We start from the raw sequence: 24,151 nt of genomic DNA, 5'->3' as shown, positions 1-24,151 counted from the left end.
ACAATCCCGCTATGACCTCGGCGCGTGACTCCGTTGGTCATACTGACGTTCTGGGATGGCAGCTGACGATCAGGGGACGGCGAGCACCGCGCGGACCGGCAGGTGGTCCGATGCCCGACGGGTGAGGATGGTGCGGACCACCTCGAAAGCGGGGATTTGCAAGCCTCCCGTCACATAGATGCGGTCGAGCCGCAGGGTCGGCATGCGGGCGTGGAAGCTGCGCGGATTGGCGACGTCGGCGAAGGAGGCCGCCAGCTGGCGCAGCCGGGGGGAGCTGGGCGTCCATTCGTTCAGGTCGCCCATGAACAGGGTGGGCAGCTCCGGCTGGCTTTCCACCCGCGACACTATGTCACCCACCTGTTTGGCCCGCTCCCAGGGGTCGAGGCCGAGATGGGCGACGATCACCCGGACGGGGCGGCCCTGCACCTCCACCACCGCGTCGATGGCGCCGCGCGGCTCGCGCTTGCCGACGGACAGGTCCATCGTCTCCATCGACCGTACCGGCAGGCGGGTCAGCAGGCAATTGCCGTAATGGGCGCGCTCGCTGTGCTTGGTCGGGCCGGCGAAGGCCTTCAGCCCGGTGTTCCGTTCGAGGAAGGCGAACTGGTCCATCCCCGATTCGCCGCGATGGTGCCAGCCGACCTCCTGCAGGCCGATCAGGTCGACGTCGAGGTCGCGGATCACCTGGGCGATGCGGTCGGGGGCGAATCGGGCGTCGAGCCCGACGCAGCTGTGGATGTTCCAAGTGGCGACGCTGAGCGCCGCCATGCCGTCCGGGATGGGGTTGCTGCGGCGGTCGGCACGGCGGGGACGGCGGGCGCGGGCGGCGCGCAACGCGGCGGCGATGCGCTGGACACGGTCACGGCTGAAACGGATCACGGTTCCAAAATCCTTTCGTCTGCCCTGTCGTCTGGCCGGTCCTCACCGGTCTTGCTTCCGCCGGACCGGCCGAGAAGGCGGCTGGTCACCCAGCCGAGCCCGATCGCCACCGCCGCCATCCCCACAAGCAGCGCGATGTCGGCGGCCCCGGGGTCGGTGATTGTGCGCTCAAGCTGGTGCCCGAGCAGATTGAAGGCAAGGATGCCGGGCGCAAGACCGACCATGGTGCCGATCACATAGTCGCCGAAGCGCAGCTTCGACGCGCCGGCGGCGAGGTTCACTATCGTATAGGGCGCCACCGGCACGGCGCGTACGCCGGCCACCGCGGCGATGCCGCTGTCGGCCAGCTTCTCGTTGATGCGGGCGATCAGCGGGCCGCCATGGCGGTCCAGCAGGTTGCGCCCGGCCATCCGCCCGGTCCAGAACATCGCCACCGCAGAGGCGACCGCCCCGGCCATGGCGGTGGGAAAGCCCCACCACGGCCCCATGACGATGGCGGTGGCGGCGATCATCACCGTCAGCGGGAACATGACGTAGCCGCCGGCGACATAGGCCAGCATCAGCCACAGCGGCGCCAGCGGACTCTCGCCCAGACTGTGGAAGACGGTCAGCACGGAGCCCAGCGTCGCCCATTCGCTGAGCGCGGTGTAGCGCCACATGCCCCACAGCCCCAGCAGGGTCAGGATGCCGGCCAGCGTCAGCCAATGGCGGGTGCGCGGGATGCGCGACGGCAGCACCCGGCGGACGATCTCCACCGCGCCGACCGGATGTTCGGGATCGAAGACGCGGGCGTCGGCGACGGCGGCGGCCAGCCCGTCGGGTTCGGGGTCGTGCAGCGGCTCCAGCGTGCGGCCGATCGGCTTGCGCAGCTGGTCGATGGCGGCGGCGAGCGAGCCCAGCCGACGGTGCGCCGCCGCGACTGCCGCCGCGGTGGATCCCAGATGCTCGGCGATCAGGTCGTCGCGGGTGTGCCGGATGGCGCGGCGGGTCTCCGCATGCTCCGGCCCCGGCCCGGCCTCCAGCGCCAGGTCGCACTCGGTGTCGAGGCCCATCGAGCGGTTGTTGAGATTGGCCGAGCCGATGCGCAGCAGCCAGTCGTCCACCACCATCACCTTGGCATGCACCGTGATGCAGGCCCCGTTGTCGGTCAGCGCGGCGAACAGGCGGAAGCGGCCATGGCGGTCGGCCTCGCGCAGCTCGCGGGTCAGCCGGGCGCGGGCGCCCAGCATGACGGTGTTCTCCAGCCAGCTGGTGGTGCGCACCGGGTTGACGACGATCACCTCCGGCCCGTCCGGCTCCATCAGCCGGGCCTTCAGCGCCTCGGCCACCGCGGTGGAGGCGAAATACTGGCTTTCCAGATAGATGACCTCGCGCGCCTGGCCGATGGCCTCAAGATACAGCGCTTCCACCTCGCGCACCGCCTCGCGCCCGTTGCAGGCGGGATCGGTGCGGGCGATGCCGACGCGCACGCCGCGCAGCATCGGCTCGAAGCCGGGCGGCCAGGGATCGGCGGCCAGCGGGTGGCGGCGGGCCGGCCGGCCGGGGGCCGGGGCGGGGGGCGTCAGCGTCTCGCCGGTCGCCCGCGCCCAGCGGTCGCGGAACAACTCCCCCAACGCGCGGGCGGCGTCGCCGTCCACCGCCATCATCAGGTCGTGGAACGGCTCGTAGGGTTTGCCGTCGGGCTGGCGCCGGCGCGGGTCATGCCCGTGATGGGCGCGGGTGTCCCAGCGGTTGGCGGTGATGTCCAGACCGCCGCAGAAGGCGACCCGGTCGTCGATCACCAGCATCTTCTGATGATGGCAGGCGCCGGTCGGATGGTCGCTGTCCAGCCGGTATTGCAGGCGCCGGTGGGTCAGCCAGTTGCGCAGCATGAAGGGGTGCGACCAGCGGGCGAGGTCGAACAGCTCGGCATAGTCCCATTTCAGCACATGGATGTGCAGATCGGGCCGGGTGGTCGCCAGCCAGTTCAGCAACGTGCCCAGCCGGTCGGGCCGGCGCGGACGGCGGGTCTGCGGCATCAGCCGGATGCGGGCGTCGAAATCCCAGGCGGTCAGATAGATGCTGCGCCGGGCGCGCCGCATGGCCGCCTTGGCCAGAGCGAAGTAATCCTCCCCATCGACGATGACGCCCAGCCTCGTGGTGTCCTCCACCCGCCAGCAGGTCCGCCCCGGCTCCAGGATCGGCCGCAGTGCGCCGATGGCCCCGGTGGGGTCGGGCGGCGATCCGGCTGACGGGATGGGCTGGGGCGAGTGGGCGTACATGGTGTCCGATCGGCTGCGTGTCCTGGGTCATAACATGTGGGAAGGCCAATCCTTCCCCACCCTTCGCCATTTGGTGAAAGCCGGTGGGAATTGCAGCCACCCGGACCACGCCGCCGGTCGAAAAATCCGCCGATTGACCTCGCTCAGTGCGGGCGGGGATCGGGTGTGGCAGGACTGGGCCGTCGCCGGGCACCACCCTCGAGGGGACCGCAGAGCATGAAGATCGCCGTCGGCACCAAGGATTTCGCCACCATCGCCACCCATGGCGGCCGCACCCGCCGTTTCCTGGTCTATGAGGCCGAGGCCGGCAGCGACCCGGTCGAGACCGGGCGGATCGAGTTGGGGGAGGAGGAGGTGCTGCACCTCTGCGGCGACGGCCGGCCCCACCCGATCGACGCGGTGCGGGTGGTCATCACCGGCTCGTCCGGCGCCGGATTCGTCGCCCATATGAAGCGCCGCGGCATCGAACCGGTGACGACGACGGAGACCGACCCGGTGCGGGCCATCCAGGGCTGGTTCGCCGGCACGCTGGACCCGGCGCCGGAACCGGCACACCCGCACGAGCATGATGATGGCCATCAGCACGATGATGGGCACCGGCACTGAGGGGAGTGAGTCTCTTCAGACCGGGAAGCTGACGCTGGCGGTGGTGCCGGCGGCGTCGCTGTCGGTGGACAGCGTGTCGCCGAGCTGGCCGGCCAGCGCCTCGGCCAGCATCATCCCGTCTTCGGAGGTGGTGTCGAAGCCGGCGGGGAGCGCACGGCCGTTGTCCTCGACCGTCAGGCGGGCACGGCCGCTGTCGTCCTGCTGGCGCACGGTGATGCGGATCCAGCCGTCGTCGGGGAAGGCGTGGTGCAGGCAGTTCGTCACCAGCTCCGCGGTGATGAGGCCGAGCGGCATCGCCTCGTACAGGCCGATCTGGATCGGGTCGGAATTGACGGTCACCGGCACGCGCGACAGGGCGCCGGGCGTGCCTTCCCGCACCGCCTCGCACAGCGCGGTGACGTAGCGGCCGAGGTCGACATGGGTGCCGGCGCCGCTCTCGTGCAGCTGGCGGTAGAGGATGGCCAGCGCCTCGATGCGGACCATCGTCTGCTCGTAGGCGGCGCGGGCGTCGGGGTCGCGGATGCGGCCGGCCTGCAGCTTCAGCAGGCTGATGACCAGCTGCAGGCTGTTCTTGGCGCGGTGCTGCAGTTCCCGCAGCTCCGCTTCCAACTCCTGGATGCGCGCCGTCAGCCGGTCGGCCAAGGGCATGCCGCCGGCCTCGCCGCCGGGCACGCCGCCAGACGCGCCGGGCGCGACGCCGTCGCCGGTCTGGTCCGGAGGAGAATAGGCGGTCTGCGACCGCGGAAGCATCGGCATGGGAACGGGCTCGGCTCGGTCGTCATGGATAGGCATCGTCGAAAACATTCGTCAATCTAAGCGCTTGTCCCGCGGACCCCATCGGTTCTGAGGGAGTAATCCGCCGCGCCTAGCCGGTATGATGGATGTGCCGTAACGGTCGCGCCGCAGGTCGCCATATGCACGAAAGCATCCTCAAAAGAAAGATTGTGTCTTTCGATTGCACTGACAAGAGTCGCGCGATGACGATGCGAAAGACAGTTGTATGGAGCCTGCTGCTGGTGGCCCTGTCCGGCGGCTGCGTCGCCGTGGTCGGTGCCGGCGGCGGGGAGCCCGAATCGGTCAAGGCCGCCGCGGTTCCGCTCGACCGCGGGCGGTCGGGCAGGCTGGCGGTCGGGCCGCTGCGCTTTCTGGGCGGGCTGGACATCGCCGGGGGCGACCGGGTCGGCGGCCTGTCCGGCCTGTCGGTGGACCCGGCCGGCGACCGTTTCGTCGCCATCGGCGACACCGGGCTGGTGGTGGATGGCCGGCTGCAAACCGATGCCGGGGGGCGGCTGACCGGCCTCTCCGATCTCCATTCCCGTCCGCTGACGATCGAGGAGGGAACCTCCCACAGCAAGCACCGCACCGATGCGGAGGATCTGACGCGGCTGCCCGACGGCGGCTGGCTGGTCTCGCTGGAGCGCGACCACCGCATCCTCCGCTATAAGGACGGCGAGCGAGGGCCGGAGGGTACGCCGACACCCATTCCGCTGCCGCCGGGCATGGACAGCGCGCCGGAGAATGGTGGGCTGGAGGCACTGACCCGCCTTCCCGACGGGCGGCTGCTCGCCATGGAGGAGGGGAGTGATGACGGCCGCCGGGAGCGCCGCGCCTGGATTACCCGGGTGGGGATCAAGGGAGACGGGGTTCCGCGCAGTGCCGCCGATTGGCAGCCCTTCACCTATCTCGCCGCTCCGCGCTACCGCCCGACCTCCGTCGCGCCGCTGCCGGACGGCGGCGTTCTGGTGCTGGAGCGCTGGGTGTCGCTGCTGGGCGGCTGGTCGTCGCGGCTGGTCCGCGTGGCGCCGGGCCAGTTGACCGCCGGCGCGGTGGTGGACGGCGAGGAGCTTGGGCGGCTGGAGCCGCCGCTGGTGAACGACAATTTCGAAGGCATCGCCACCCGGCCGGGGCCGGCGGGGGAAACGCTGGTCTATCTGATCTCCGACAACAATTTCAGCCCGCTGCAGCGCACCTACCTGCTGCTCTTCGCCCTGCATGGCCCGTCCTCCTGACTCGTCCTCATGACCTCTGCGTCCGACCAAAGTCGGACGGGAGCGACGAGGCTCGGCATTTGACAGGGCGGCGGCCCTGCGGCTAGCTGGGCTGGACCGGTTGCGAGGGAAACAATCATGGCGGCGAGCGATAAGATGGGGGCCGTTCCGACTCCGGTCCCGGCCCCGCACCCGGCCATTCCCGGCGCCGGGCGGGCGGCGCTGCTGACCCTGCTGGCGATGCTGGCCTTCGCCGCCAACTCCATCCTGTGCCGGCTGGCGCTGACCCAGACCGCCATCGACCCGGCCGGCTTCACCCTGGTGCGCATCGCGTCGGGGGCCGCCAGCCTGTGGCTGATCGCCCGCGCCACCGGCCATGCGAAAGCGGGGGCGGGAAGCTGGCGCGGGGCGGCGGCGCTGCTGGCCTATGCCGCCGCCTTCTCCTTCGCCTATCTGACCATGACGGCTGGGACCGGGGCGCTGCTGCTGTTCGGGGCGGTGCAGGCGACCATGATCCTGGTCGGGCTCTATCGCGGCGAAAGGCTGGTGCCGCTGCAGTGGGGCGGTCTGGCGCTGGCGCTCGGCGGTCTGGCGCTGCTGCTGGCGCCCGGTCTGTCGGCGCCGGACCCGCTGGGGGCGGTGCTGATGGTGGCGGCCGGTGCCGCCTGGGGCGTCTATTCCCTGCTGGGGCGCAGCAGCCGCGACCCCATCGCGACCACCGCCGGCAACTTCCTGCGCGCCGCGCCGATGGCGGCGGCTCTTGCATTGATGGCCGCTCTGGTCGGCCCGCTGTTCGGCGGAGGCGTGCGTTGGGATTCCGGCGGGCTGGTCTATGCGGTGCTGTCGGGGGCGCTGGCGTCGGGCGTCGGCTATTCCATCTGGTATGCGGCGCTGCCCGCCCTGACCGCCGCCCGCGCCGCCTCGGTCCAGCTGAGCGTCCCGGTCATCACCGCACTGGCCGCGGTGCTGGCGCTGGGCGAGCGGATCACGCCGGTCCTGGCGCTGTCGTCGGCCGCCGTGCTGGGCGGCATTGCCCTGGTCATCGTCGGCAGGGCACGACGCACTTAACATAGTCCCTCACGCCGAGGCGGCCTGCACCCGGTCCAGGGCCGGATGGTCGTCGTGACAGGTGCGCAGCCGCGACTGCGGGAACAGCACCGTTGCGGTGGTGCCGCGTCCCAGCACGCTGGACAGCACGAAGCGGCCGTCCTGCAACTCCACCAGCGACTTGACCAGGGGGAGCCCCAGACCCGTCCCGGCATAGCGGCGGGTGTGGGAGTTGTCGACCTGATGGAAGGGCTCCATCACCTGTTCCAGCTCCACGGCGGGGATGCCGATGCCGGTGTCGCTGACCCGCAGGCGCAGGCTGCGCGCCGCCCGGTCGGCCTCCACCGCGATCCGCCCGCCCGGCGGGGTGAACTTCACCGCGTTGGACAGCAGGTTCAGCAGGATCTGCCGCACCGCGCGGGCGTCGGCATGGAGGATGGGCAGGGAGGCGGGCAGCGCCGACGTCAGGGTCACGCCCTTTTCCACCGCCAGCGGCTCCATCTGGCGCAGGCATTCGCCGATCAGCTCGCCCACCGCCAGATCCTCCTGGTGCAGCACGTATTTGCCCGATTCGATCTTGGTGGTGTCGAGGATGTCGTTGATCAGGCTCAGCAGATGCTGGCCGGACTTGCGGATGTCGCCGACATATTCGGTCTGCTTGCCCGACATCGTGCCGAAGATGCCGCTCTCCAGCGCCTCGGCGAAGCCGATCACCGCATTCAGCGGCGTGCGCAGCTCGTGGCTCATGTTGGCCAGGAACTGGGTCTTCGCCCGGTTGGCGGCGTCGGAGACCTGCTTGGCGGCGATCAGCTCCGCCTCGATCCGGTGGCGGGCGGCGATGTCCTGGATCAGCCTCTGCTGGCTGTCGCGCAGCGCCTGCTCGCTGTTCTGGAGGTCGGCGATGGCGCGTTCGCGCCGCTCCGCCTCGCGCAGCAGGGCCAGCGTCATCGCCGCCAGCACCAGCGTCCCGGCGAGGTCGGCCGCCGCCAGCGTCATCGCCTTCGACCACCAGGGGGCCAGCACCGCGTCCTGCGACGAGGACACCGTCACCACCAGCGGCATTTCGGCGGAGGCGCGGTGGCTGAGGATGCGGCGCGGTCCATCGACGCTGCCGTCCAGCATTGCGGTCCCCGCCCGCGCCGTCTTCATCAGGTCGGTGAACAGCGGCAGGAGCTTGGCCGAGCGGCCGATGAAGCCGTCATGGTCGGGGAAGCGGGCGATCACCGTGCCGTCGGCGTGATAGAGCGTCACCACCGCGTCGCCGGCCAGAGGAAGCGACTGGTAGAAGGCGCGGAAGGCCATCGGCTCCAGCACGGCGACCACCACCCCGGCGAAATGGCCGTCGGGCGAGTCCAGCCGCCGGCTCATGCTGAAGAACCATGTGCCGGAGGTCCGGCCGCGAACGGGATTGCCGACGAAGACCCCGCCGTCGGGAACCAGCCGGTCGCGGTGGGCCATCAGGTAATCGCGATCCGACAGGTCGATGTTCGCCGGGCTCAGCGTTTCGGTGTCGTGGATCAGCCTGCCGTCGGCGGACACCACCAGGATGGCGCGGACCAGCGGCGACAACGCGACCTGACGGCGCAGCAGGGCGTGGATGTCGGCATCGCCGCGGGTCCAGCTGTCGGACCTGACGGCCAGCACCTCCACGGTGCCGGCAAGGATCTTCGACACGCCGGACAGGGAGTCGCTCGCCTGGCGTTCCAGCACCAGTGCCATCGACGCGGTGTCCTCCCGCGCCCGGGCGATGGTCTGGTCACGCTGGTGCAGCAGGTCGTAACCGACCATGGCGTTGAGGCCAATGATCAGCGCCACACCGAATGCGCCCATTCCCCCTTTGAGACGCGAGATCAAGCAATGCCCCGCCGTGTCCGGTCATGGATCGACCGATCCTACACCGTGCGCCGGGCAGCCGGAAGTCGCCTTTTCGTGGAATGGAGCGGTTGGATATTCCCCTACAGGCGGACGGAGGTGCTGGAATAACGCTCCGCGGTCGAATGGCCGACGGCGTTCAACGCCGCAGCCGTGCCCAGCGCGATCACCGCCGCGGCGGCGAAGCCGAGGATCATTGCCTTCATGTGGTCTCTCCCAAACAGGCGTCCGAAATCATTCGCATAAAAGCAAAGCCGCCGCTGCCGCGCAATCCGCGCTTTCCCGGAGTGTCCAGCCCCAAACCCCAGTGCCGGACTTCAGATCTCGTCCGGATCGACCACCGTCAGCGCAATGACATCCGAATCGATCAGCACCTTGCCCGCATGCTCGAAATTCACCGTGATGCGGTTGCGGATGGCCGACTGCACCTGTCCCAGCCCCCAGTCGGGCTGGTCCGGGTGGCGCACCCAGGCGCCGGGCACCAGCGAATCGTCCATGTCGCGTCCCATCCATGCCGCTATTCTACATAGGAAATGCGACCGCCTGTGCGGCGGCGCCCGGAGAGTATAGAGTCTCCGGCACCACGCCGTCGCCGTTCCTTTTTCCCGGAGTCCGCCCTGTGACCGATTCGTCCTCCCGCCCCGTCAGCGTCGACATCCGCGTGCTGGAACTGCTGGCGTCCAAGCTCTGCCACGATCTGGTCAGCCCGGTCGGCGCCATCCGCAACGGCCTGGAACTGATCGAGGAGATGCAGGAGGACGAGGATGGCGGCCCCGCCGTCGGGGGATTCCTGGGCGAGGCGGTGAAGCTGATCGACCATTCCTCCGGCCAGGCGGACCGCCGGCTGCGGGTGTTCCGGCTGGCCTATGGGCTGGCCGGGCGAGACCAGAAGGGATTCGGCGACGCCCGCGCCGCCGCGGCCGGCTATGTCGAGGGCGGGCGCACCCGGCTCGACTGGCCGGAGCGGGTGCCCCACGACATGACCGCCCAGCGCCGCGGCGTGGTGAAGCTGGTGCTGAATCTGGTGATGCTGGCGGACGAGGCGCTGACCCATGGCGGGCTGGTCTCCGTCGCCGCCGAGGGCGACGAGACCGCCGGCCGCATCACCGTGACCGCCGCCGGGCGGCCGGGCACGCTCAACCCGGAGGCCGCGGCGGCGCTGGCCGGCACGGCGGGGGCCGAGGCGCTGACCCCGCGCACCATCCACGCCTATCTCGCCGGCCGGCTGGCCGAGAGCGACGGCTTCCGCATCGCCGTCGCCACCGAAAGCAGCGAGCGGCTGGTCTTCACCGCCGAATGGTGACGCTTCCTACAGCTGCTTGAAGATCCGCGGCTCCAGCACGACCTGCTCCACCCCGCCGGTGGTCTGGTGGGACGTGGTGCGCAGCGTGACCGCCAAATTGTGGCGCGCGGCCTCCGCCAGCGCGGCGTTGAGGCGTTCCACGGCTTCGCGCACGGCTTGGGCGAGTTCGGCGTCGGTCATCGATCCTCCCTGTGACAATGGAACCCCGCTCCTACCGGTGGAACCTCCCGGAGGACTCCCTATCGGAAGAGGTAAGGTTCTCTTAATCAGTGTTTGACAGGCTCCCACCCTACCTGGACTGGAGCGCAACCGGCGGCCGGCAAAGCCGTCCGTTCGAGCCGCAGGCCGGCGCGGACCATAAACATTGGGCCTGGGGAATGCGACATGGATGATCTGCTGTCCGAATTTCTGACGGAAACCAACGAAAACCTCTCGGTGCTGGACGTCGAGTTGGTCCGGTTGGAGCAGAACCCCAACAATCCGGAACTGCTGTCGAACATCTTCCGGCTCGTTCACACCATCAAGGGCACCTGCGGCTTCCTCGGCCTGCCCCGCCTGGAAAAGGTGGCGCACGCGTCGGAGAACGTGCTGGGCAAGTTCCGCGACGGCGAACTGACGATCAACCCGGAAGCGGTGTCGCTGATCCTGCAGGCTCTGGACACCATCAAGAGCCTGCTGGCGGTCCTGGAAGCGACCGAGGCGGAGCCGCCGGGCGACGACCTGCCGCTGATCGAGCGGCTGAACCTGTGCGCCGAAGGCAAGCTGGGCGGCCCCGCCCCGGCCGCCGCCGCTCCGCCCCCGCCGCCGCCGCCGACCGCCCCCGCGGTCGCCGCGTCGGAGTCCCGTCCGGTGACGCTGGACGAGCTTGAGGCGCTGTGGAACGCCACCCCCGGCCCGAACGACATTCCCGCTCCGGCCGCCGCGCCCGCCGCCGGCACCGCGGTCGCCACCCGCGCGCCCGAGCCGGCCGAGGAGCCGGCCCCGTCGCAGGACCTCGTCGTGCCCGACGCCGAGCCGGCCGCCGCCAAGATGCCGGCCCCGGTCGCCCCGATGGCGAGTGGCGGCGGTTCGGCCGGCGGCTCGGCTGGTGGCGGTGCCGCCGATGCCGGCGCCGAGGCCGCGACCAAGGAATCGGCGGTTGCCGCGCAGACCATCCGCGTCAACGTCGACCTGCTCGAAAACCTGATGACCATGGTGTCGGAGCTGGTGCTGACCCGCAACCAGCTGCTGCAGATCCTGCGGTCGCAGAAGGAGAGCGAGTTCGCCGCCCCGCTGCAGCGCCTGAACCATGTGACGTCGGAGCTGCAGGAAGGCGTCATGAAGACGCGCATGCAGCCCATCGGCAACGCCTGGGCCAAGCTGCCGCGTCTGGTGCGCGATCTGGCGCACGAACTGAACAAGAAGATCGACCTCCAGATGCTCGGCGCCGACACCGAGCTGGACCGTCAGGTGCTGGAGCTGATCAAGGACCCGCTGACCCACATGGTGCGCAACAGCGCCGACCATGGCCTGGAGATTCCGGCGGAGCGCCTGAAGGCCGGCAAGTCGGAGACCGGCCGCATCACGCTGAACGCCTATCACGAAGGCGGCCACATCATCATCGAGATCCAGGACGACGGTAAGGGCCTTGCCATCGACCGGATCAAGCAGAAGGCGATCCAGAACGGGATGGCGTCGGAAGGCGAGCTGGCCTCGATGACCGACCAGCAGATCATCCAGTTCATCATGAAGCCGGGCTTCTCCACCGCCGCCAAGGTCACCAACGTGTCGGGCCGCGGCGTCGGCATGGACGTGGTGAAGACCAACATCGAGAAGATCGGCGGCACGATCGAGATCAAGTCGGCCCAGGGCAAGGGCTCGACCTTCGTCATCAAGATCCCGCTGACGCTGGCCATCGTCTCGGCCCTGATCGTGGAGTGCGCCGGCGAACGCTTCGCCATCCCGCAGATCAGCGTGGTCGAGCTGGTGCGCGCCGCGTCCGACAGCGAGCACACCATCGAACGGCTGAAGGGCACGCCGGTGCTGCGCCTGCGCAACCGCCTGCTGCCGCTGGTGTCGCTGCAGCAGCTGCTGCGGCTAGACGACAGCGAGGGCGCCGCCAAGACCGAGGACGAGACCTTCATCGTCGTCACCCAGGTCGGCACCTACACCTTCGGCATCATGGTCGATCGCGTGTTCGACACCGAGGAAATCGTGGTGAAGCCGGTGGCGCCGATCCTGCGCCACATCGAGATGTTCTCGGGCAACACCATCCTGGGCGACGGCTCGGTCATCATGATCCTGGACCCCAACGGCATCGCGTCGGCCACCGGCGAGATGGCGATGGGCGAGGCCGCCGGCAAGGAGACCACCGCGGTCCAGACCCAGCGCCAGGAGGACAAGATGGCGCTCCTGCTGTTCCGCGCCGGCGAGGGCGCGCCCAAGGCGGTCCCGCTGTCGCTGGTCGCCCGCCTGGAGGACGTCGATCTCGCCACGGTCGAGCTGTCGAACGGCCTGCCGGTGGTCCAGTACCGCGGCAAGCTGATGCCGCTGGTGCCGATCGACCCGAACTTCGTTGTCGGCAGCGAAGGCCGCCAGCCGGTCCTGGTCTTCGCCGACGGCGACCGCTCGATGGGCCTGATCGTCGACGAGATCGTCGACATCGTCGAGGAGAAGCTGAACGTCCAGCTGGCCGCGGAGCGTCCCGGCCTGATGGGGTCGGCCATCATCGCCGGCAAGGCGACCGAGGTGATCGACGCCGGCTTCTTCCTGACCCAGGCCTACAAGGACTGGTTCGGTTCCTCCGCCCAGGAGGGGTTCGAGGAGGAGAAGCTGCAGCGCGTGCTGCTGGTCGACGACAGCCCCTTCTTCCGCAACCTGCTGACGCCGCTGCTGTCGGTCGCCGGTTACGACGTGACGGCGGTGGAGAATGCCGGCGACGCGCTGGCGCTCTGCGAGGCGGGCGAGGACTTCGACGTCATCGTCTCCGACATCGAGATGCCGGGCATGAGCGGCTTCGACTTCGCCGAGGCGGTGCGCCACGGCAGCCGCTGGCAGCGTGTGCCGATGGTGGCGCTGTCCAGCCACGCCAGTGCCCGCGATCTCGACCGCGGCCGGATCGCCGGTTTCAACGACTATGTCGCCAAGTTCGACCGTGACGCGCTGCTCTTTGCGCTGCAGCAGACGCTGACCGAACAGAAAGGTGCCGCATGAGCAACGCCAAGCTGCCGTCCACCGTCCGGAAGTCGAAGGGGGACGACATCGTCGTCTCCGGCAACCAGGACTATGTGACCATGACGATCGCCGACCAGATGTTCGGCATCCCGGTCCTTCAGGTGCAGGACGTGCTGGGCCATCAGCGGATCACCCGTATCCCGCTGGCCCCGCCGGAGGTCGCCGGATCGCTGAACCTGCGCGGCCGCATCGTCACCGCCATCGACGTCCGCCTGCGGCTCGGCCTGTCGGCCCGGCCGAAGGACAAGCCCGGCATGTCGATCGTCGTCGACCTGCGCGGCGAGCTGTACAGCCTGATGGTCGATTCGGTCGGCGAGGTGCTGAGCCTGACCAAGGAGGACTTCGAACGCAACCCGGCGACGCTGGATCCGCGCTGGCGGGAGGTCTCGACCGGAATTTATAGGCTGAATGGCCAGTTGATGGTTGTGCTGGACGTGCCTCGTCTGCTCAACTTCACAACCATCGAGACGGCCTGACGGCTGGAGGCGCCCTTCGCGATGAAGGGCGCCGCTTCCGCCGGCCGGCTATTGCCGACGAACAGATGACCTGAGGCCCTGCCGCAATGAAATCCTGCCTGGTGGTCGATGACAGCCGCGTGGTCCGCAAGGTCGCGCGCAAGATCCTGGAAGAGCTGAACTTCACCTGCGCCGAGGCGGAAGACGGCAAGCAGGCGATGGAGGCCTGCGCGGCGCAGATGCCCGACGCCATCCTGCTGGACTGGAACATGCCGGTGATGACCGGGATCGAGTTCCTGCGCCGGCTGCGCAAGATGAGTGGGGGCGAGCAGCCCAAGGTGGTGTTCTGCACGACCGAGAACGACCTCGCCCACATCCAGGAAGCGCTGTCCGCCGGGGCCAACGAGTACATCATGAAGCCCTTCGACAGCGACATCATCCAGACCAAGTTCGCGCAGGTCGGCCTTCTCTGACCCCGGAGGGGAGTTCAGGAGAGTCCGCGTTGAACACGTCGAGTTGAAAGGCGAATCGCCGTTATGTCGGACAGTTTTGGCAGAGGCCCCCTCACCACCGCGCGACCGGCCAACCCGGATCCCGTCCGGGTCATGGTGGTGGACGACTCCGCCGTCATCCGTGGCCTGCTGACCCGCGCGCTGGAAGGGGACCCGGACATCCGCGTCGTCACCTCGGTCGGCGACGGCCAGATGGCGGTCAATTCGCTGCAACGCAACTCCATCGACGTCATCGTTCTGGACATCGAGATGCCGGTGATGGACGGGCTGACCGCCATCCCGAAGCTGCTGGCGGTGGCGCCGCAGGTGAAGATCATCATGGCCTCCACGCTGACGCTGCGCGGGGCCGACGTGTCGATGCGCTGCCTGTCGGCCGGTGCGGCCGACTACATCCCGAAGCCGACCTCCACCCGCGAGATCGGCGGGGCGGAGGACTTCAAGCGCGAACTGGTCGCCAAGGTCAAGGCGCTGGGCGCCGCCGCCCGGCGCGCCGGGTCGCGAAGCCGCGGCGAGATCCGCCCGCTGACCCCGGCGGCCCCGGTCGGGCTGCTGAAGCGCGAGGTCGGTCCGATCACCACCCGTCCGGCCCCGGCCGGCATCGCGGTGAAGCCGGACGTGATCGCCATCGGCAGTTCCACCGGCGGTCCGCAGGCGCTGTTCGAGGTGCTGTCGCACCTGAAGACCGGCGTCAGCCAGCCGATCCTGATCACCCAGCACATGCCGGCGACCTTCACCACCATCCTGGCCGAGCACATCAGCCGCCAGTGCGGGATCGACGCGCGCGAGGCCAAGGACGGCGAGCCGGTCGTGCAGAACCGCTGCTACATCGCGCCGGGCGACTTCCACATGCTGGTGACGCAGCGCGCCGGCACCAACGTGATCGCGCTGAGCAAGGATCCGCCCGAGAATTTCTGCCGCCCGGCGGTCGATCCGATGATGCGGTCGATCCTGAAGTCCTTTGGCGGACGCAAGATCCTGGCCTGCATCCTGACCGGCATGGGACAGGACGGGCTGAAGGGTTGCACCGACGTGGTCAACGGCGGCGGTACCCTGATCGCCCAGGACGAGGCGTCGAGCGTGGTCTGGGGCATGCCCGGTGCGGTGGCGCAAGCCGGCATCTGCAACGCCATCCTGCCGCTCAAGGAAATCGGTCCCCACATCCGCAAGCTCGCTTCGAGGGCAGCATGAGAGTCGAAGATTTCGACATGTTCTCCACGCTGCTCAAGCAGCGTTCCGGCCTGGTCCTCACCCGCGACAAGGCATATTTGCTCGAATCCCGGCTGATGCCGGTGGCGCGCAAGTGGAACATGAAGGGGCTGGAGGAGCTGGCGACCACCGTCCGCACCCGCAAGGACGAGGCGCTGCTGCGCGACATCACGGAAGCGATGACGACCAACGAGTCGTCCTTCTTCCGCGACCAGAAGCCCTTCGACCAGTTCCGCCAGCTGGTGCTGCCGAAGCTGATGGAGGCGCGGGCGGCCAAGCGCAGTCTGCGCATCTGGTCGGCCGCCTGTTCGTCGGGGCAGGAAGCCTATTCGCTGTCGATGATCCTGAACGACGAGGCGGCGAAGCTGGCCGGCTGGCGCATCGAGATCGTCGGCACCGACATCTCGGCGGAAATGGTGGAGCGGGCGAAGTCCGGCATCTACACCCAGTTCGAGGTGCAGCGCGGTCTGCCGATCACCATGCTGGTGAAGCATTTCAAGCAGAACGGCGACAAGTGGCAGATCAGCCAGCAGCTGCGCCAGATGGTGTCGTTCCGTGAATGGAACCTGCTGGGTGACCTGTCGGCACTGGGCCAGTTCGACATCGTCTTCTGCCGCAACGTGCTGATCTATTTCGACCAGCCGACGAAGGCGAAGGTGCTGGAGTCGATTTCCCGCCAGATGCCGCAGGACGGCGTTCTGTATCTGGGCGGCGCCGAAACGGTGCTGGGCATCACCGACAAGTTCAAGCCGGTGGACGGCCAGCGCGGCCTCTACAGCATGGGCGGCTTCTCCGCCGCCGGCGCCAAGGTGGCGTGAGGCTCTCCGCAGGAGCGACGGGGGCGGGAGAGCCGCCCCCACTCGAACGAATCAGCGTCAGGCGAAACGTCGTCAGGCCGACGGCGTGATCGACTTGATCGGGCCGCGCGGGTTGCCGGACATTTCCGCGATCTTGCGGTCCTGCTGCTCGATGAAGGTGCGGATGGAGTTCTCGCGGTCGAACTGGTCGATGTCGGCGGTCGGCACCTTGCGGTTCGAGGTGCGCGCACCGTCCTGGTAGATCACGTCGAAAAGCGCGAAGCCGTTGTCGACGGGTTGTTTCTTCTGACGGGCCATGGCCTGTCCTCCGTGGTGTCGCGGGTGGCCGCGTGTGCGGTCGCCCGGTCAGGCATTGTTGGTGTCGGTTTTGGTGTCGGCGTCTGTCGAGACGGCGTCATCCTGCACGTCCGCATCGTCCTGCCCGGTCTGTTCGGGATCGGTCTGGTCGCTGTCGGTCTGGTCGCCGGCGCGGCGGGCGGCGACGCCTTCCTCGCGGCGCTGCAGCCGTTCCTGCTTCTTCTGTTCCTTGGCCCGGTTGCGCTCGGCCCGCTGCTGGTTGTAATTCGGTTTGAAAGCCATAGCGGTTCTCCTCTGGGCAGAGCCCTGCGTCTGGGCAACAGGGACTTGTGCAACACGGAAAAAGGGCACCGGTTTCCCGATGCCCCTTTTTCCGCAGGTCGGCGGTCAGGCGGTCAGACCGCCTTCAGATTTTCCGCCGAGGTCTTGCCACGCTTCGGATCGCGCTGTTCCTCGTAGGAAATCTTCTGGCCATCGACCAGGCTGCGCAGCCCGGCGCGTTCGACAGCGGAGATGTGAACGAACACATCCGGGCCGCCGCTTTCCGGCTGAATGAAACCGAAGCCCTTGGTGCTGTTGAACCATTTGACGGTGCCGACGGGCATGTCTGTCTCCCATAACGCGAAGGGCGCCACACCACCGGTGCAGCGCATCAGACTGGGTGTGGGATTGGCGGCCCCCGAATGCCCGCTAAGGCATGGTCGCAATGGCGAAAAAAGGGGGGCTGAGCGTGGAGGCGTTTGAACGCCCCGCAGTCCGAAGCAGAATGACCCACCTGACATGGGAACGCCCGGTCCCGCTTTCAAGGTGAAAGACGGCCGGGCGTTCGATGGGCGGACGAAAAAGAAACGCGGGCCTGATATCAGCCGGCGGCCTGCTGCTGCGGCACGCGCGGCGGCGGCGGGGGATTGCCCTCGGCGATCTCCTCGTGCGGGTCGCGCAGAACGTAACCGCGGCCCCACACGGTTTCGATGTAGTTGTCGCCCTGGGTGGCGGCGGCCAGCTTCTTGCGCAGCTTGCAGACGAAGACGTCGATGATCTTCAGTTCCGGCTCGTCCATCCCGCCATAGAGATGGTTCAGGAACATCTCCTTGGTCAGCGTCGTGCCCTTGCGCAGGCTCAACAACTCCAGGATGCCGTATTCCTTGCCGGTCAGGTGCAGCGGCGACTGGTCGACCTCCACCGTGCGGGTGTCGAGGTTGACGGTCAGGCGGCCGGTGCGGATGATGCTGTCGGAATGGCCCTTCGACCGGCGGACGATCGCCTGGATGCGGGCGATCAACTCGCGCTTGTCGAACGGCTTGGTCAGGTAATCGTCGGCGCCGAAACCCAGCCCCTTGATCTTGTTGTCCATCTCGGTCAGACCGGACAGGATCAGGATTGGGGTGGTGACGCGCGCGGCGCGCAGGCGGCGAAGAACCTCGTACCCGTCGATGTCCGGCAGCATCAGATCAAGAATGATGATGTCGTAATCATAGAGCTTGCCGATCTCCAGCCCGTCTTCACCCAGGTCGGTAGAGTCGACGATGAATCCTTCCGTGTTCAGCATCAGCTCGATGCTTTTGGCGACGGAGGAATCGTCTTCAACCAGCAGAACCCTCATGGCGATATCCCGACGTTTGATGGCGCGCTTTCGCTACCCGACCCCGGAAGTGGTCCCCGATCCTTGATGATCGATTTCAACCATCCCGTTTACACAAGTTAACAGACGATTCAGCTTAACGCCAGTGCCAAGCGCTTACACAACGTTAATCCTTCCATCGCAAGATGCGATCATGGTGGTTAACGTCGCCTCCGTCCACAGAACTACCCCTTAATAGGAGCGCGTTCCGTCTTGTGAACGCCGGTATCCGATCCATGCCGTTCGATATCGATCAGTTGATCCGCGACATCGACCAGATTCCCGACTGCAGCCGTTACGGCCGCGTCACCGCCGTGTCCGGCCTGATGGTCGAGGTCGGCGGGATCGAAAAGGAATTGTCGGTCGGTGGCCGCTGCATCGTCGAGACGCGCGACCGCCGCCGCATTCCGTGCGAGGTCGTCGGGTTCCGGCAGGGGCGGGCGCTCGCCATGCCCTTCGGCGCGCTCGACGGGGTGGGTCTGGGCTGCCGCGCGCTGGTGGCCGGCGACCAGGCGATGATCTACCCGACCGACGCCTGGCTCGGCCGCGTCGTCAACGCGCTGGGCGAGCCGGTGGACGGCAAGGGGCCGCTGCCCAAGGGGCCGCAGGGCACGCCGATCCGCAACAACCCGCCCAACGCCCACTCCCGCGCCCGGGTGGGGCAGAAGCTGGATTTGGGCATCCGCGCCATCAACGCCTTTCTCACCTGCTGCCGCGGCCAGCGCATGGGCATCTTCGCCGGTTCGGGCGTCGGCAAATCGTCGGTGATGTCGATGCTGGCGCGCTTCTCCGCCGCCGAGGTCGCGGTGATCGGCCTGATCGGCGAGCGCGGACGCGAATTGCAGGAGTTCATCACCGAGGATCTGGGCGAGGAGGGGCTGGCCCGCAGCGTCGTCGTTTGCGCAACGTCGGACGAAGCGCCGCTGATGCGCAAGCAGGCGGCCTACATGACGCTGGCGGTGGCCGAGCATTTCCGCGACCAGGGGCGTGACGTGCTGTGCATGATGGACAGCGTCACCCGCTTCGCCATGGCCCAACGCGAGATCGGCCTGTCCGCCGGCGAGCCGCCGACGACCAAGGGCTATCCGCCGACCGTCTTCGCCGAGCTGCCGCGCCTGCTGGAGCGCGCCGGACCGGGGGTGGTCGGGTCGGGCACCATCACCGGCCTGTTCACCGTGCTGGTCGACGGCGACGATCACAACGAGCCGATCGCCGACGCCGTGCGCGGCATCCTGGACGGCCACATCGTGATGGAACGACAGATCGGCGAGCGCGGGCGCTACCCCGCCATCAACATTCTGCGCAGCGTGTCGCGCACCATGCCCGGCTGCAACACGGCGAACGAGAACGAACTGGTCGGCCATGCCCGGCGCCTGCTGTCCTCCTACGACAATATGGCGGAGATGATCCGGCTGGGCGCCTATCGCCGCGGCACCGACCCGCAGGTGGACGAGGCGATCCATTATCAGCCGGCTTTGGAAGCCTTCCTGAAGCAGGGCAAGCGCGAGGCCACCGATCTGGAGACCAGCTACGCCATGCTCGCTGAAATCTTTGGGGTGCAGTGGCCGCAATGAGCCTGAAGACGATCATCCGCCTGCAGAAGCTGCAACTGGACGAGAAGCGTCGCGTCCTGGCGGAACTCCACACGCTGGCCGACCGGCTGCGCAACGAGATCGAGAAGGTGAAGCAGGAGATCGCGCACGAACAGGAAACGGTGCGCGACGACTTCTCCGTCTCCTTCACCTATTCCAACTTCGCCCAGGCGGCGTTGGAGCGCGGCCGCAAGCTGGGCGAGTCCCTGGGCCAAGTGGAGGCCCAGATCAACATCGCCACCGACGAGATGGCCGAGGCCTTCCAGGAACTGAAGCGCTACGAGCTGGCGGAGGAGGAGCGGCTGAAGCGCGAGCGCGACAAGCAGAAGCGCAAGGAGGCCGCGATGCTGGACGAAACCGCGCTGGTGGGGTTCAGGCGCCGGCAGGCGGAGGAGGAGACGGCCGGGGGGTGAGGGTTTGGGGGGGCGACGTTCTATTGCCCCCTCCCTAACCCTCCCCCGCTTTGCGGGAGAGGGAACTGCCGCCGCTTTGGCGGTTGGTTCATGCTGACAAGCGTCCTACCTCCTCCACCGCCAAAGGCGGGGGAGGGATGGGGAGGGGGCAATCAGCGACAACGTCGCCCTTCAAACCGTCACCGAAACCAACCCACCCGGCGACCCACCAGCGCGCCCACCGGTCGCGGCCGGAGTGAACCCACCGGTCATCGGCGCCGCAGCACTGGCCACCGCAGCCGTCCCGCCGCTGCCCGAAGCACTCGCGAACGAAACGCCGATTGACGTGCCTGCCGACCCGGAGTCGCCCGCCGCCGTGCTATAGCCGCTGCCCGACGAAGTCACCGTTCCACCGGTTGAACCGTCCGTCGATCCGCTTGCTTCCGTCTTCGCCGCGGCCGATTTCCGCTCGTCCTCCTGGGCGAGGCGGCTGGCGGTGCGGCGGTATTCCTCGACCACGCGCTGGGAGGGAATCTGGTCCTGGGTTTCGCCGGTGTCGAAATCGCGGAAATACAGCACCGCCACCCGCGCGCCCTGGTCATAGCGCAGGAAGGGGCTGATATAGCCGGGTCCGGACGCCTTGTCCGTCTCGCCCCCGGCGGTGCTGCCGGTGCTATCGGCGGGACGTGATGCGGACGCGGAACCCGCCTCCGTCGGCTGGAAAGCCGTCGGGCGGATTGCCGTCGTGCTGGAAACGCCACGGATCTCCATCGGTGCCTCCCGCGCTTCTTGCCCGCATTCCAGGCGTTGCCGTTGAGACGGTCCCCCGCCGGGTGCCGTCCCGCTTCGCTCTCCCAGCCGTTCCCGCTACCCGACCCGATCCGGTTCAGACCGAGATATTGAGATTCTGGCCGCGGGTGGGGGTGGTGTTGCCGCCGCTGGAACCGCTCTGGACCGTCTGCGCCTCCTGCTGGCGGCGGGTGCGCTCGGTCTGGTCTTCCTGCGCGGATTCGACGGGGGAGGTGGACCGCTGCGCCGCGGCCGGGCCGCTGCTGAGCGGGGTGACGTAGGGCTGCTGCTGATAGCCGCCGATACCACCGATGCTGCTGACGCCCATGATCGTTCCTCCGGTCGCTGATGCGACGCATCCTAAAACCAACTAGGCAAATTTTGCCTGATCGGAAGGGTTAGTGCCAGCGAAATCGCGCGGTTGGAAGGCCTTTGTCGAGAATGTCAACGATCAAAGTGACTTGCGGTCAAACGGTCACAACTCTTTTTCCGTCACCGGCTCCGCTCCGGCAACCGGGGCTGAGGTCTCCGCCGGCGACTCGGCATTGCGCCACAGGGCGGCTTCGACCGCCAGCGTCCAGAAGCTTTCGGCCGCCTTGCTCTGGCGGGCACGAGGGCGGACCAGCCGGATCTGCACCGGCACGGTCCAGCGCTCGTCGCCGGTCGGCACCCCGGCGCGAACCACGGAGCCGCGCGCCAGATCCTCGGCGATCAGGCTTTCCGGCAGCCAGGCCACCCCCCGCCCGTCGCGCGCCAGCGTGCGCAGTACCGCCGCGAGGTGGGAGGTGAAGACGGTGTCGAGCGCCGCGGGCAACGGCTGCACCGCCCGCACCGCCTCCAGGATGCGGCCCATGCCGGATTCGCGGCTGTAGGACAGGTGCGGCAGCGGCGCGTCCTGACCGTCCGCCAGCAGATGGCGCGGCCGGCCGGCGGCATCGGGGGCGGTCACCGCCAGCAGCCGGTCACCGCCGACGACGACGGAGCGGAAGGATTCCGCATCCAGCCGGCCGGACGCCGCCGGGTGGGCATGGCAGAGCAGGAACTGCGCCTGTCCAGCCAGCATCAGCCGCTCGCAGGCCTCCATGCTGTCGGACGACAGGGTGATGGCGCCCAGCCGCGCCCGCGCCTCCAGCGCCCGCAGCCAGGAGGGGAAGAAGGTCAGCGACAGCGCGTGGGTGGCGGCGAAGCGCAGGGTCGCGGCCTCCGACTGGGCGGCGAGCCGGGCCTCCTCGCGGCCCTGCAGCAGGCGGCGCACGGTCTCGTCGGCGAAGGGGCGGAAACGGCGCCCGGCCTCCGTCAGCGTCACCGGCTGGGCGCTGCGGTCGAACAGCGGGGTGCCGGCCCAATCCTCCAGCGCGCGGATGCGGCGGCTGAAGGCCGGCTGGGTCAGGTGGCGCGCGTCGGCGGCGCGGGAGAAATTGCCGCAATCCACCAGCGCCAGGAAATCGTCGAGCCAGGAGAGTTCCATCGGCCAATCTTCGTCACGGAATCTTCGTCGCGGGATTTTCGTCACGTCTGCCGGGCCGGTTTCCCGCCGCCTATGCCGAACCCGCATGATGCGTTCCGACCTTGGCATTGGCCCGGCCGCCCGCATCATCCCTACAGTGCCGGCACGAAACGCGCCACCACGCTGCAAGGGGAACCGCCATGCGCATCGTCGAAATCCGCGAGCAGACCGCCGGCATCAAGTCCGACATCGCCAACGCCTTCATCGATTTCAGCCAGATGACCTGCAGCGTCGTCGCGGTGGTCACCGATGTGGTGCGCGACGGCAAGCCGGTGATCGGCTACGGCTTCAATTCGAACGGCCGCTATGCCGCGGGCGGGCTGCTGCGCGAGCGCTTCATTCCCCGGCTGATGTCGGCGGCGCCTGACAGCCTGCTTGACGACAGCGGCGAGAACCTGGACCCGTTCCGCATCTGGGCGCGGCTGATGACCAACGAGAAGCCGGGCGGTCATGGCGAGCGTTCCGTCGCCGTCGGCACCATCGACATGGCGGTGTGGGATGCGGTGGCGAAGATCGCCGGCGTGCCGCTCTACCGCCTGCTGGCCGACCGCTTCCGCGGCGGGGTGGCCGACGACAGCGTGTGGGTCTATGCGGCGGGCGGCTATTACTATCCCGGCAAGGATGTGACGGCGCTGCAGGACGAGATGCGCAGCTACCGTGATCGCGGCTACAAGGTCGTGAAGATGAAGATCGGCGGCGCCCCGCTGGCGGAGGATCTGCGGCGCATCGACGCGGTGCTGGAGGTGGTGGGATCGGGCGAGAACCTGTGCGTCGACGCCAACGGCCGCTTCGACCTCGACACCGCCATCAAGTATGCGGAGGCGCTGAAGCCCTATGGCCTGTTCTGGTACGAGGAGGCCGGCGATCCGCTGGACTATGCGCTGCAGGCCGAACTCGTCAACCACTATGACCGCCCGATGGCGACCGGCGAGAATCTGTTCTCCCACCAGGACGCCCGCAACCTGATCCGCCATGGCGGCATGCGGGCCGACCGCGACTGGCTGCAGTTCGACTGCGCGCTGAGCTATGGGCTGGTGGAGTATCTGCGCACGCTGGACATGCTGAAGGACAATGGCTGGTCCAGCCGCCGGGTGGTGCCGCATGGCGGGCACCAGATGTCGCTGAACATCGCCGCCGGCCTGCATTTGGGCGGCAATGAATCCTACCCCGACGTCTTCAAGCCCTTCTGCGGTTTCGCCGACGGTATCGCAGTCGAGGATGGCCGGGTGCGCCTGCCCGACCTGCCCGGCGTCGGCTTCGAAGCGAAGTCCGAACTGTTCGCGACGATGAGCGGACTGCTGGAAACCCGATAATACTGCTCAAGGTCAAGGTCCGAACCTGTTCCATTGGGAGACGGCGTCATCAATCTTCGAATCGGCCATTGACCGAGCGCTGCACTGTGTCAATCTGTTGGTGGTCGCAACGTTTCAGAAAGGAGGTGATCCAATGTCTCATGGAGCCAGTCCGGTTGTCGCCGCTTTGTTCGGTCTCGCCACTCTCCTGACGGCTGGGATCGCCAACGCGGACTGTTCGCCCAACCACAGCGCGAGCGCATCGCCGCCGCCGGCCTCCAGCACCGTCGGGTCGACCGGCACGCCGGCGCCCAGCACCACGCGCGGCGGGTGACGGCCGAACGCTGACGACCAGGAACATCCATGTATGGAAACGGGCCGCCCCTGACCGGGGCGGCCCGTTTTCTTTTTCCGTTCGGAAATGGAATGAAATCCGGTTGTGGGGCGATCTATCCGAAAAATACCACAGCGCATGCTTTTATTGCTTTTCCGTACCGTGGA

At 68.2% G+C, this 24,151-nt stretch carries 27 protein-coding genes; 13 read left to right on the top strand and 14 right to left on the bottom strand.

Annotation, left to right across the window (positions count from 1 at the left end; genetic code table 11):
- Positions 1-69: 69 nt before the first annotated feature.
- Together B9N97_RS34455 and B9N97_RS34450 are read right to left on the bottom strand one after the other, a co-directional pair.
- Positions 70-879 carry an endonuclease/exonuclease/phosphatase family protein gene (locus B9N97_RS34455; protein WP_085092300.1) on the bottom strand — a complete coding sequence of 270 codons (810 nt, stop codon included), beginning with the start codon at positions 877-879 and terminating at the stop codon, positions 70-72.
- Positions 876-3,140: a VTT domain-containing protein gene (locus tag B9N97_RS34450; RefSeq protein WP_085092299.1), complete on the bottom strand. Its 2,265-nt coding sequence runs from the start codon at positions 3,138-3,140 to the stop codon at positions 876-878. The genes B9N97_RS34455 and B9N97_RS34450 overlap by 4 nt, the downstream gene beginning before the upstream one ends.
- A 216-nt stretch (positions 3,141-3,356) precedes the next feature.
- Here B9N97_RS34450 and B9N97_RS34445 point away from each other — a divergent pair, with 216 nt between their 5' ends.
- Positions 3,357-3,746 carry a NifB/NifX family molybdenum-iron cluster-binding protein gene (locus tag B9N97_RS34445; RefSeq protein WP_085092298.1) on the top strand — a complete coding sequence of 130 codons (390 nt, stop codon included), beginning with the start codon at positions 3,357-3,359 and terminating at the stop codon, positions 3,744-3,746.
- Positions 3,747-3,761: 15 nt separating this feature from the next.
- Here B9N97_RS34445 and B9N97_RS34440 read toward each other — a convergent pair whose 3' ends face one another.
- The gene (locus B9N97_RS34440; protein ID WP_085092297.1) at positions 3,762-4,502 is read right to left on the bottom strand and encodes a sensor histidine kinase; all 741 of its coding nucleotides are present in this window, start codon (positions 4,500-4,502) and stop codon (positions 3,762-3,764) included.
- Between the two features lie 221 nt (positions 4,503-4,723).
- Here B9N97_RS34440 and B9N97_RS34435 point away from each other — a divergent pair, with 221 nt between their 5' ends.
- Entirely contained in the window at positions 4,724-5,755 is a 1,032-nt protein-coding gene (locus B9N97_RS34435) for an esterase-like activity of phytase family protein (RefSeq protein WP_085092296.1), read from the top strand.
- A 117-nt stretch (positions 5,756-5,872) separates the two neighbouring features.
- On the top strand, positions 5,873-6,802 hold the full coding sequence (locus B9N97_RS34430; RefSeq protein WP_085092295.1) for a DMT family transporter: 930 nt from the start codon (positions 5,873-5,875) through the stop codon (positions 6,800-6,802).
- A gap of 9 nt (positions 6,803-6,811) precedes the next feature.
- Here B9N97_RS34430 and B9N97_RS34425 read toward each other — a convergent pair whose 3' ends face one another.
- From B9N97_RS34425 to B9N97_RS34420, 3 genes are all read right to left on the bottom strand, one after another.
- Complete coding sequence (locus B9N97_RS34425) at positions 6,812-8,611, bottom strand: sensor histidine kinase (protein ID WP_085092294.1); 1,800 nt, start codon at positions 8,609-8,611, stop codon at positions 6,812-6,814.
- Positions 8,612-8,736: 125 nt separating this feature from the next.
- Positions 8,737-8,859 (bottom strand): hypothetical protein, encoded by a 123-nt coding sequence (locus B9N97_RS36875; RefSeq protein WP_280174808.1) that lies wholly within the window; start codon positions 8,857-8,859, stop codon positions 8,737-8,739.
- Between the two features lie 111 nt (positions 8,860-8,970).
- Positions 8,971-9,150 (bottom strand): DUF3553 domain-containing protein, encoded by a 180-nt coding sequence (locus tag B9N97_RS34420; protein WP_085092293.1) that lies wholly within the window; start codon positions 9,148-9,150, stop codon positions 8,971-8,973.
- A 122-nt stretch (positions 9,151-9,272) separates the two neighbouring features.
- Here B9N97_RS34420 and B9N97_RS34415 point away from each other — a divergent pair, with 122 nt between their 5' ends.
- Positions 9,273-9,956 carry a histidine phosphotransferase family protein gene (locus tag B9N97_RS34415; protein WP_085092292.1) on the top strand — a complete coding sequence of 228 codons (684 nt, stop codon included), beginning with the start codon at positions 9,273-9,275 and terminating at the stop codon, positions 9,954-9,956.
- A gap of 6 nt (positions 9,957-9,962) precedes the next feature.
- Here the strand turns inward: B9N97_RS34415 and B9N97_RS35860 are convergent, their stop codons facing one another.
- A complete protein-coding gene (locus B9N97_RS35860; protein ID WP_167393477.1) occupies positions 9,963-10,136 on the bottom strand; it encodes a hypothetical protein in 174 nt (57 codons plus the stop codon).
- Positions 10,137-10,340: 204 nt separating this feature from the next.
- Here B9N97_RS35860 and B9N97_RS34410 point away from each other — a divergent pair, with 204 nt between their 5' ends.
- The 5 genes from B9N97_RS34410 (at position 10,341) to B9N97_RS34390 (ending at position 16,160) form a co-directional block, all read left to right on the top strand.
- A complete protein-coding gene (locus B9N97_RS34410) occupies positions 10,341-13,148 on the top strand; it encodes a hybrid sensor histidine kinase/response regulator (RefSeq protein WP_085092291.1) in 2,808 nt (935 codons plus the stop codon).
- On the top strand, positions 13,145-13,645 hold the full coding sequence (locus B9N97_RS34405; protein WP_085092290.1) for a chemotaxis protein CheW: 501 nt from the start codon (positions 13,145-13,147) through the stop codon (positions 13,643-13,645). The genes B9N97_RS34410 and B9N97_RS34405 overlap by 4 nt, the downstream gene beginning before the upstream one ends.
- Positions 13,646-13,731: 86 nt before the next feature.
- Positions 13,732-14,097 (top strand): response regulator, encoded by a 366-nt coding sequence (locus B9N97_RS34400; protein ID WP_085092289.1) that lies wholly within the window; start codon positions 13,732-13,734, stop codon positions 14,095-14,097.
- Between the two features lie 63 nt (positions 14,098-14,160).
- Positions 14,161-15,324 (top strand): protein-glutamate methylesterase/protein-glutamine glutaminase, encoded by a 1,164-nt coding sequence (locus B9N97_RS34395; protein ID WP_085092288.1) that lies wholly within the window; start codon positions 14,161-14,163, stop codon positions 15,322-15,324.
- Positions 15,321-16,160: a CheR family methyltransferase gene (locus tag B9N97_RS34390; RefSeq protein ID WP_085092287.1), complete on the top strand. Its 840-nt coding sequence runs from the start codon at positions 15,321-15,323 to the stop codon at positions 16,158-16,160. The genes B9N97_RS34395 and B9N97_RS34390 overlap by 4 nt, the downstream gene beginning before the upstream one ends.
- 72 nt (positions 16,161-16,232) lie before the next feature.
- Here B9N97_RS34390 and B9N97_RS34385 read toward each other — a convergent pair whose 3' ends face one another.
- The 4 genes from B9N97_RS34385 to ctrA form a co-directional block, all read right to left on the bottom strand.
- On the bottom strand, positions 16,233-16,457 hold the full coding sequence (locus B9N97_RS34385) for a hypothetical protein (protein WP_085092286.1): 225 nt from the start codon (positions 16,455-16,457) through the stop codon (positions 16,233-16,235).
- A 48-nt stretch (positions 16,458-16,505) separates the two neighbouring features.
- Complete coding sequence (locus B9N97_RS35855) at positions 16,506-16,739, bottom strand: hypothetical protein (protein WP_167393476.1); 234 nt, start codon at positions 16,737-16,739, stop codon at positions 16,506-16,508.
- A 113-nt stretch (positions 16,740-16,852) separates the two neighbouring features.
- On the bottom strand, positions 16,853-17,062 hold the full coding sequence (locus B9N97_RS34375; RefSeq protein ID WP_012977930.1) for a cold-shock protein: 210 nt from the start codon (positions 17,060-17,062) through the stop codon (positions 16,853-16,855).
- 257 nt (positions 17,063-17,319) lie between these two features.
- Positions 17,320-18,060 carry a response regulator transcription factor CtrA gene (gene ctrA / locus B9N97_RS34370; protein ID WP_012977929.1) on the bottom strand — a complete coding sequence of 247 codons (741 nt, stop codon included), beginning with the start codon at positions 18,058-18,060 and terminating at the stop codon, positions 17,320-17,322.
- A gap of 254 nt (positions 18,061-18,314) precedes the next feature.
- Here ctrA and fliI point away from each other — a divergent pair, with 254 nt between their 5' ends.
- Together fliI and B9N97_RS34360 are read left to right on the top strand one after the other, a co-directional pair.
- Positions 18,315-19,652, top strand: a complete 1,338-nt coding sequence (fliI, locus tag B9N97_RS34365; protein WP_085092285.1) for a flagellar protein export ATPase FliI — start codon at positions 18,315-18,317, stop codon at positions 19,650-19,652.
- Entirely contained in the window at positions 19,649-20,083 is a 435-nt protein-coding gene (locus tag B9N97_RS34360; protein ID WP_085092284.1) for a flagellar export protein FliJ, read from the top strand. Before fliI ends, B9N97_RS34360 begins: the two co-directional genes overlap by 4 nt.
- A 171-nt stretch (positions 20,084-20,254) precedes the next feature.
- Here the strand turns inward: B9N97_RS34360 and B9N97_RS34355 are convergent, their stop codons facing one another.
- The 3 genes from B9N97_RS34355 to B9N97_RS34345 form a co-directional block, all read right to left on the bottom strand.
- Positions 20,255-20,833: a hypothetical protein gene (locus B9N97_RS34355; RefSeq protein ID WP_085092283.1), complete on the bottom strand. Its 579-nt coding sequence runs from the start codon at positions 20,831-20,833 to the stop codon at positions 20,255-20,257.
- Between the two features lie 115 nt (positions 20,834-20,948).
- Entirely contained in the window at positions 20,949-21,179 is a 231-nt protein-coding gene (locus B9N97_RS34350) for a hypothetical protein (RefSeq protein ID WP_085092282.1), read from the bottom strand.
- Between the two features lie 147 nt (positions 21,180-21,326).
- Entirely contained in the window at positions 21,327-22,319 is a 993-nt protein-coding gene (locus B9N97_RS34345) for a LysR family transcriptional regulator (RefSeq protein WP_085092281.1), read from the bottom strand.
- Positions 22,320-22,498: 179 nt separating this feature from the next.
- Between B9N97_RS34345 and B9N97_RS34340 the strand changes: the two genes are divergently transcribed.
- Positions 22,499-23,671, top strand: coding sequence for a mandelate racemase/muconate lactonizing enzyme family protein (locus B9N97_RS34340; RefSeq protein ID WP_085092280.1), 1,173 nt, complete (start codon positions 22,499-22,501; stop codon positions 23,669-23,671).
- A gap of 133 nt (positions 23,672-23,804) precedes the next feature.
- Positions 23,805-23,984: a hypothetical protein gene (locus tag B9N97_RS35850; RefSeq protein ID WP_167393475.1), complete on the top strand. Its 180-nt coding sequence runs from the start codon at positions 23,805-23,807 to the stop codon at positions 23,982-23,984.
- The last annotated feature ends 167 nt before the right edge of the window (positions 23,985-24,151 follow it).

The organism is Azospirillum oryzae, assembly GCF_900177515.1.
Classification (GTDB): Bacteria; Pseudomonadota; Alphaproteobacteria; order Azospirillales; family Azospirillaceae; genus Azospirillum; species Azospirillum oryzae_A.
Note: the sequence above shows the minus strand (reverse complement) of the source record. Positions and strands in the feature narration are given on the sequence as shown.

Bases quoted from the DNA above. Each gene is read 5' to 3' on its own strand.
- B9N97_RS34450 (WP_085092299.1), bottom strand. From the start codon at position 3,140: ATGTACGCCCACTCGCCCCAGCCCATCCCGTCAGCCGGATCGCCGCCC.
- B9N97_RS34445 (WP_085092298.1), top strand. From the start codon at position 3,357: ATGAAGATCGCCGTCGGCACCAAGGATTTCGCCACCATCGCCACCCAT.
- B9N97_RS34440 (WP_085092297.1), bottom strand. From the start codon at position 4,502: ATGCCGATGCTTCCGCGGTCGCAGACCGCCTATTCTCCTCCGGACCAG.
- B9N97_RS34435 (WP_085092296.1), top strand. From the start codon at position 4,724: ATGACGATGCGAAAGACAGTTGTATGGAGCCTGCTGCTGGTGGCCCTG.
- B9N97_RS34430 (WP_085092295.1), top strand. From the start codon at position 5,873: ATGGCGGCGAGCGATAAGATGGGGGCCGTTCCGACTCCGGTCCCGGCC.
- B9N97_RS34425 (WP_085092294.1), bottom strand. From the start codon at position 8,611: ATGGGCGCATTCGGTGTGGCGCTGATCATTGGCCTCAACGCCATGGTC.
- B9N97_RS36875 (WP_280174808.1), bottom strand. From the start codon at position 8,859: ATGAAGGCAATGATCCTCGGCTTCGCCGCCGCGGCGGTGATCGCGCTG.
- B9N97_RS34420 (WP_085092293.1), bottom strand. From the start codon at position 9,150: ATGGACGATTCGCTGGTGCCCGGCGCCTGGGTGCGCCACCCGGACCAG.
- B9N97_RS35860 (WP_167393477.1), bottom strand. From the start codon at position 10,136: ATGACCGACGCCGAACTCGCCCAAGCCGTGCGCGAAGCCGTGGAACGC.
- B9N97_RS34410 (WP_085092291.1), top strand. From the start codon at position 10,341: ATGGATGATCTGCTGTCCGAATTTCTGACGGAAACCAACGAAAACCTC.
- B9N97_RS34405 (WP_085092290.1), top strand. From the start codon at position 13,145: ATGAGCAACGCCAAGCTGCCGTCCACCGTCCGGAAGTCGAAGGGGGAC.
- B9N97_RS34400 (WP_085092289.1), top strand. From the start codon at position 13,732: ATGAAATCCTGCCTGGTGGTCGATGACAGCCGCGTGGTCCGCAAGGTC.
- B9N97_RS34395 (WP_085092288.1), top strand. From the start codon at position 14,161: ATGTCGGACAGTTTTGGCAGAGGCCCCCTCACCACCGCGCGACCGGCC.
- B9N97_RS34390 (WP_085092287.1), top strand. From the start codon at position 15,321: ATGAGAGTCGAAGATTTCGACATGTTCTCCACGCTGCTCAAGCAGCGT.
- B9N97_RS34385 (WP_085092286.1), bottom strand. From the start codon at position 16,457: ATGGCCCGTCAGAAGAAACAACCCGTCGACAACGGCTTCGCGCTTTTC.
- B9N97_RS35855 (WP_167393476.1), bottom strand. From the start codon at position 16,739: ATGGCTTTCAAACCGAATTACAACCAGCAGCGGGCCGAGCGCAACCGG.
- B9N97_RS34375 (WP_012977930.1), bottom strand. From the start codon at position 17,062: ATGCCCGTCGGCACCGTCAAATGGTTCAACAGCACCAAGGGCTTCGGT.
- ctrA (WP_012977929.1), bottom strand. From the start codon at position 18,060: ATGAGGGTTCTGCTGGTTGAAGACGATTCCTCCGTCGCCAAAAGCATC.
- fliI (WP_085092285.1), top strand. From the start codon at position 18,315: ATGCCGTTCGATATCGATCAGTTGATCCGCGACATCGACCAGATTCCC.
- B9N97_RS34360 (WP_085092284.1), top strand. From the start codon at position 19,649: ATGAGCCTGAAGACGATCATCCGCCTGCAGAAGCTGCAACTGGACGAG.
- B9N97_RS34355 (WP_085092283.1), bottom strand. From the start codon at position 20,833: ATGGAGATCCGTGGCGTTTCCAGCACGACGGCAATCCGCCCGACGGCT.
- B9N97_RS34350 (WP_085092282.1), bottom strand. From the start codon at position 21,179: ATGGGCGTCAGCAGCATCGGTGGTATCGGCGGCTATCAGCAGCAGCCC.
- B9N97_RS34345 (WP_085092281.1), bottom strand. From the start codon at position 22,319: ATGGAACTCTCCTGGCTCGACGATTTCCTGGCGCTGGTGGATTGCGGC.
- B9N97_RS34340 (WP_085092280.1), top strand. From the start codon at position 22,499: ATGCGCATCGTCGAAATCCGCGAGCAGACCGCCGGCATCAAGTCCGAC.
- B9N97_RS35850 (WP_167393475.1), top strand. From the start codon at position 23,805: ATGTCTCATGGAGCCAGTCCGGTTGTCGCCGCTTTGTTCGGTCTCGCC.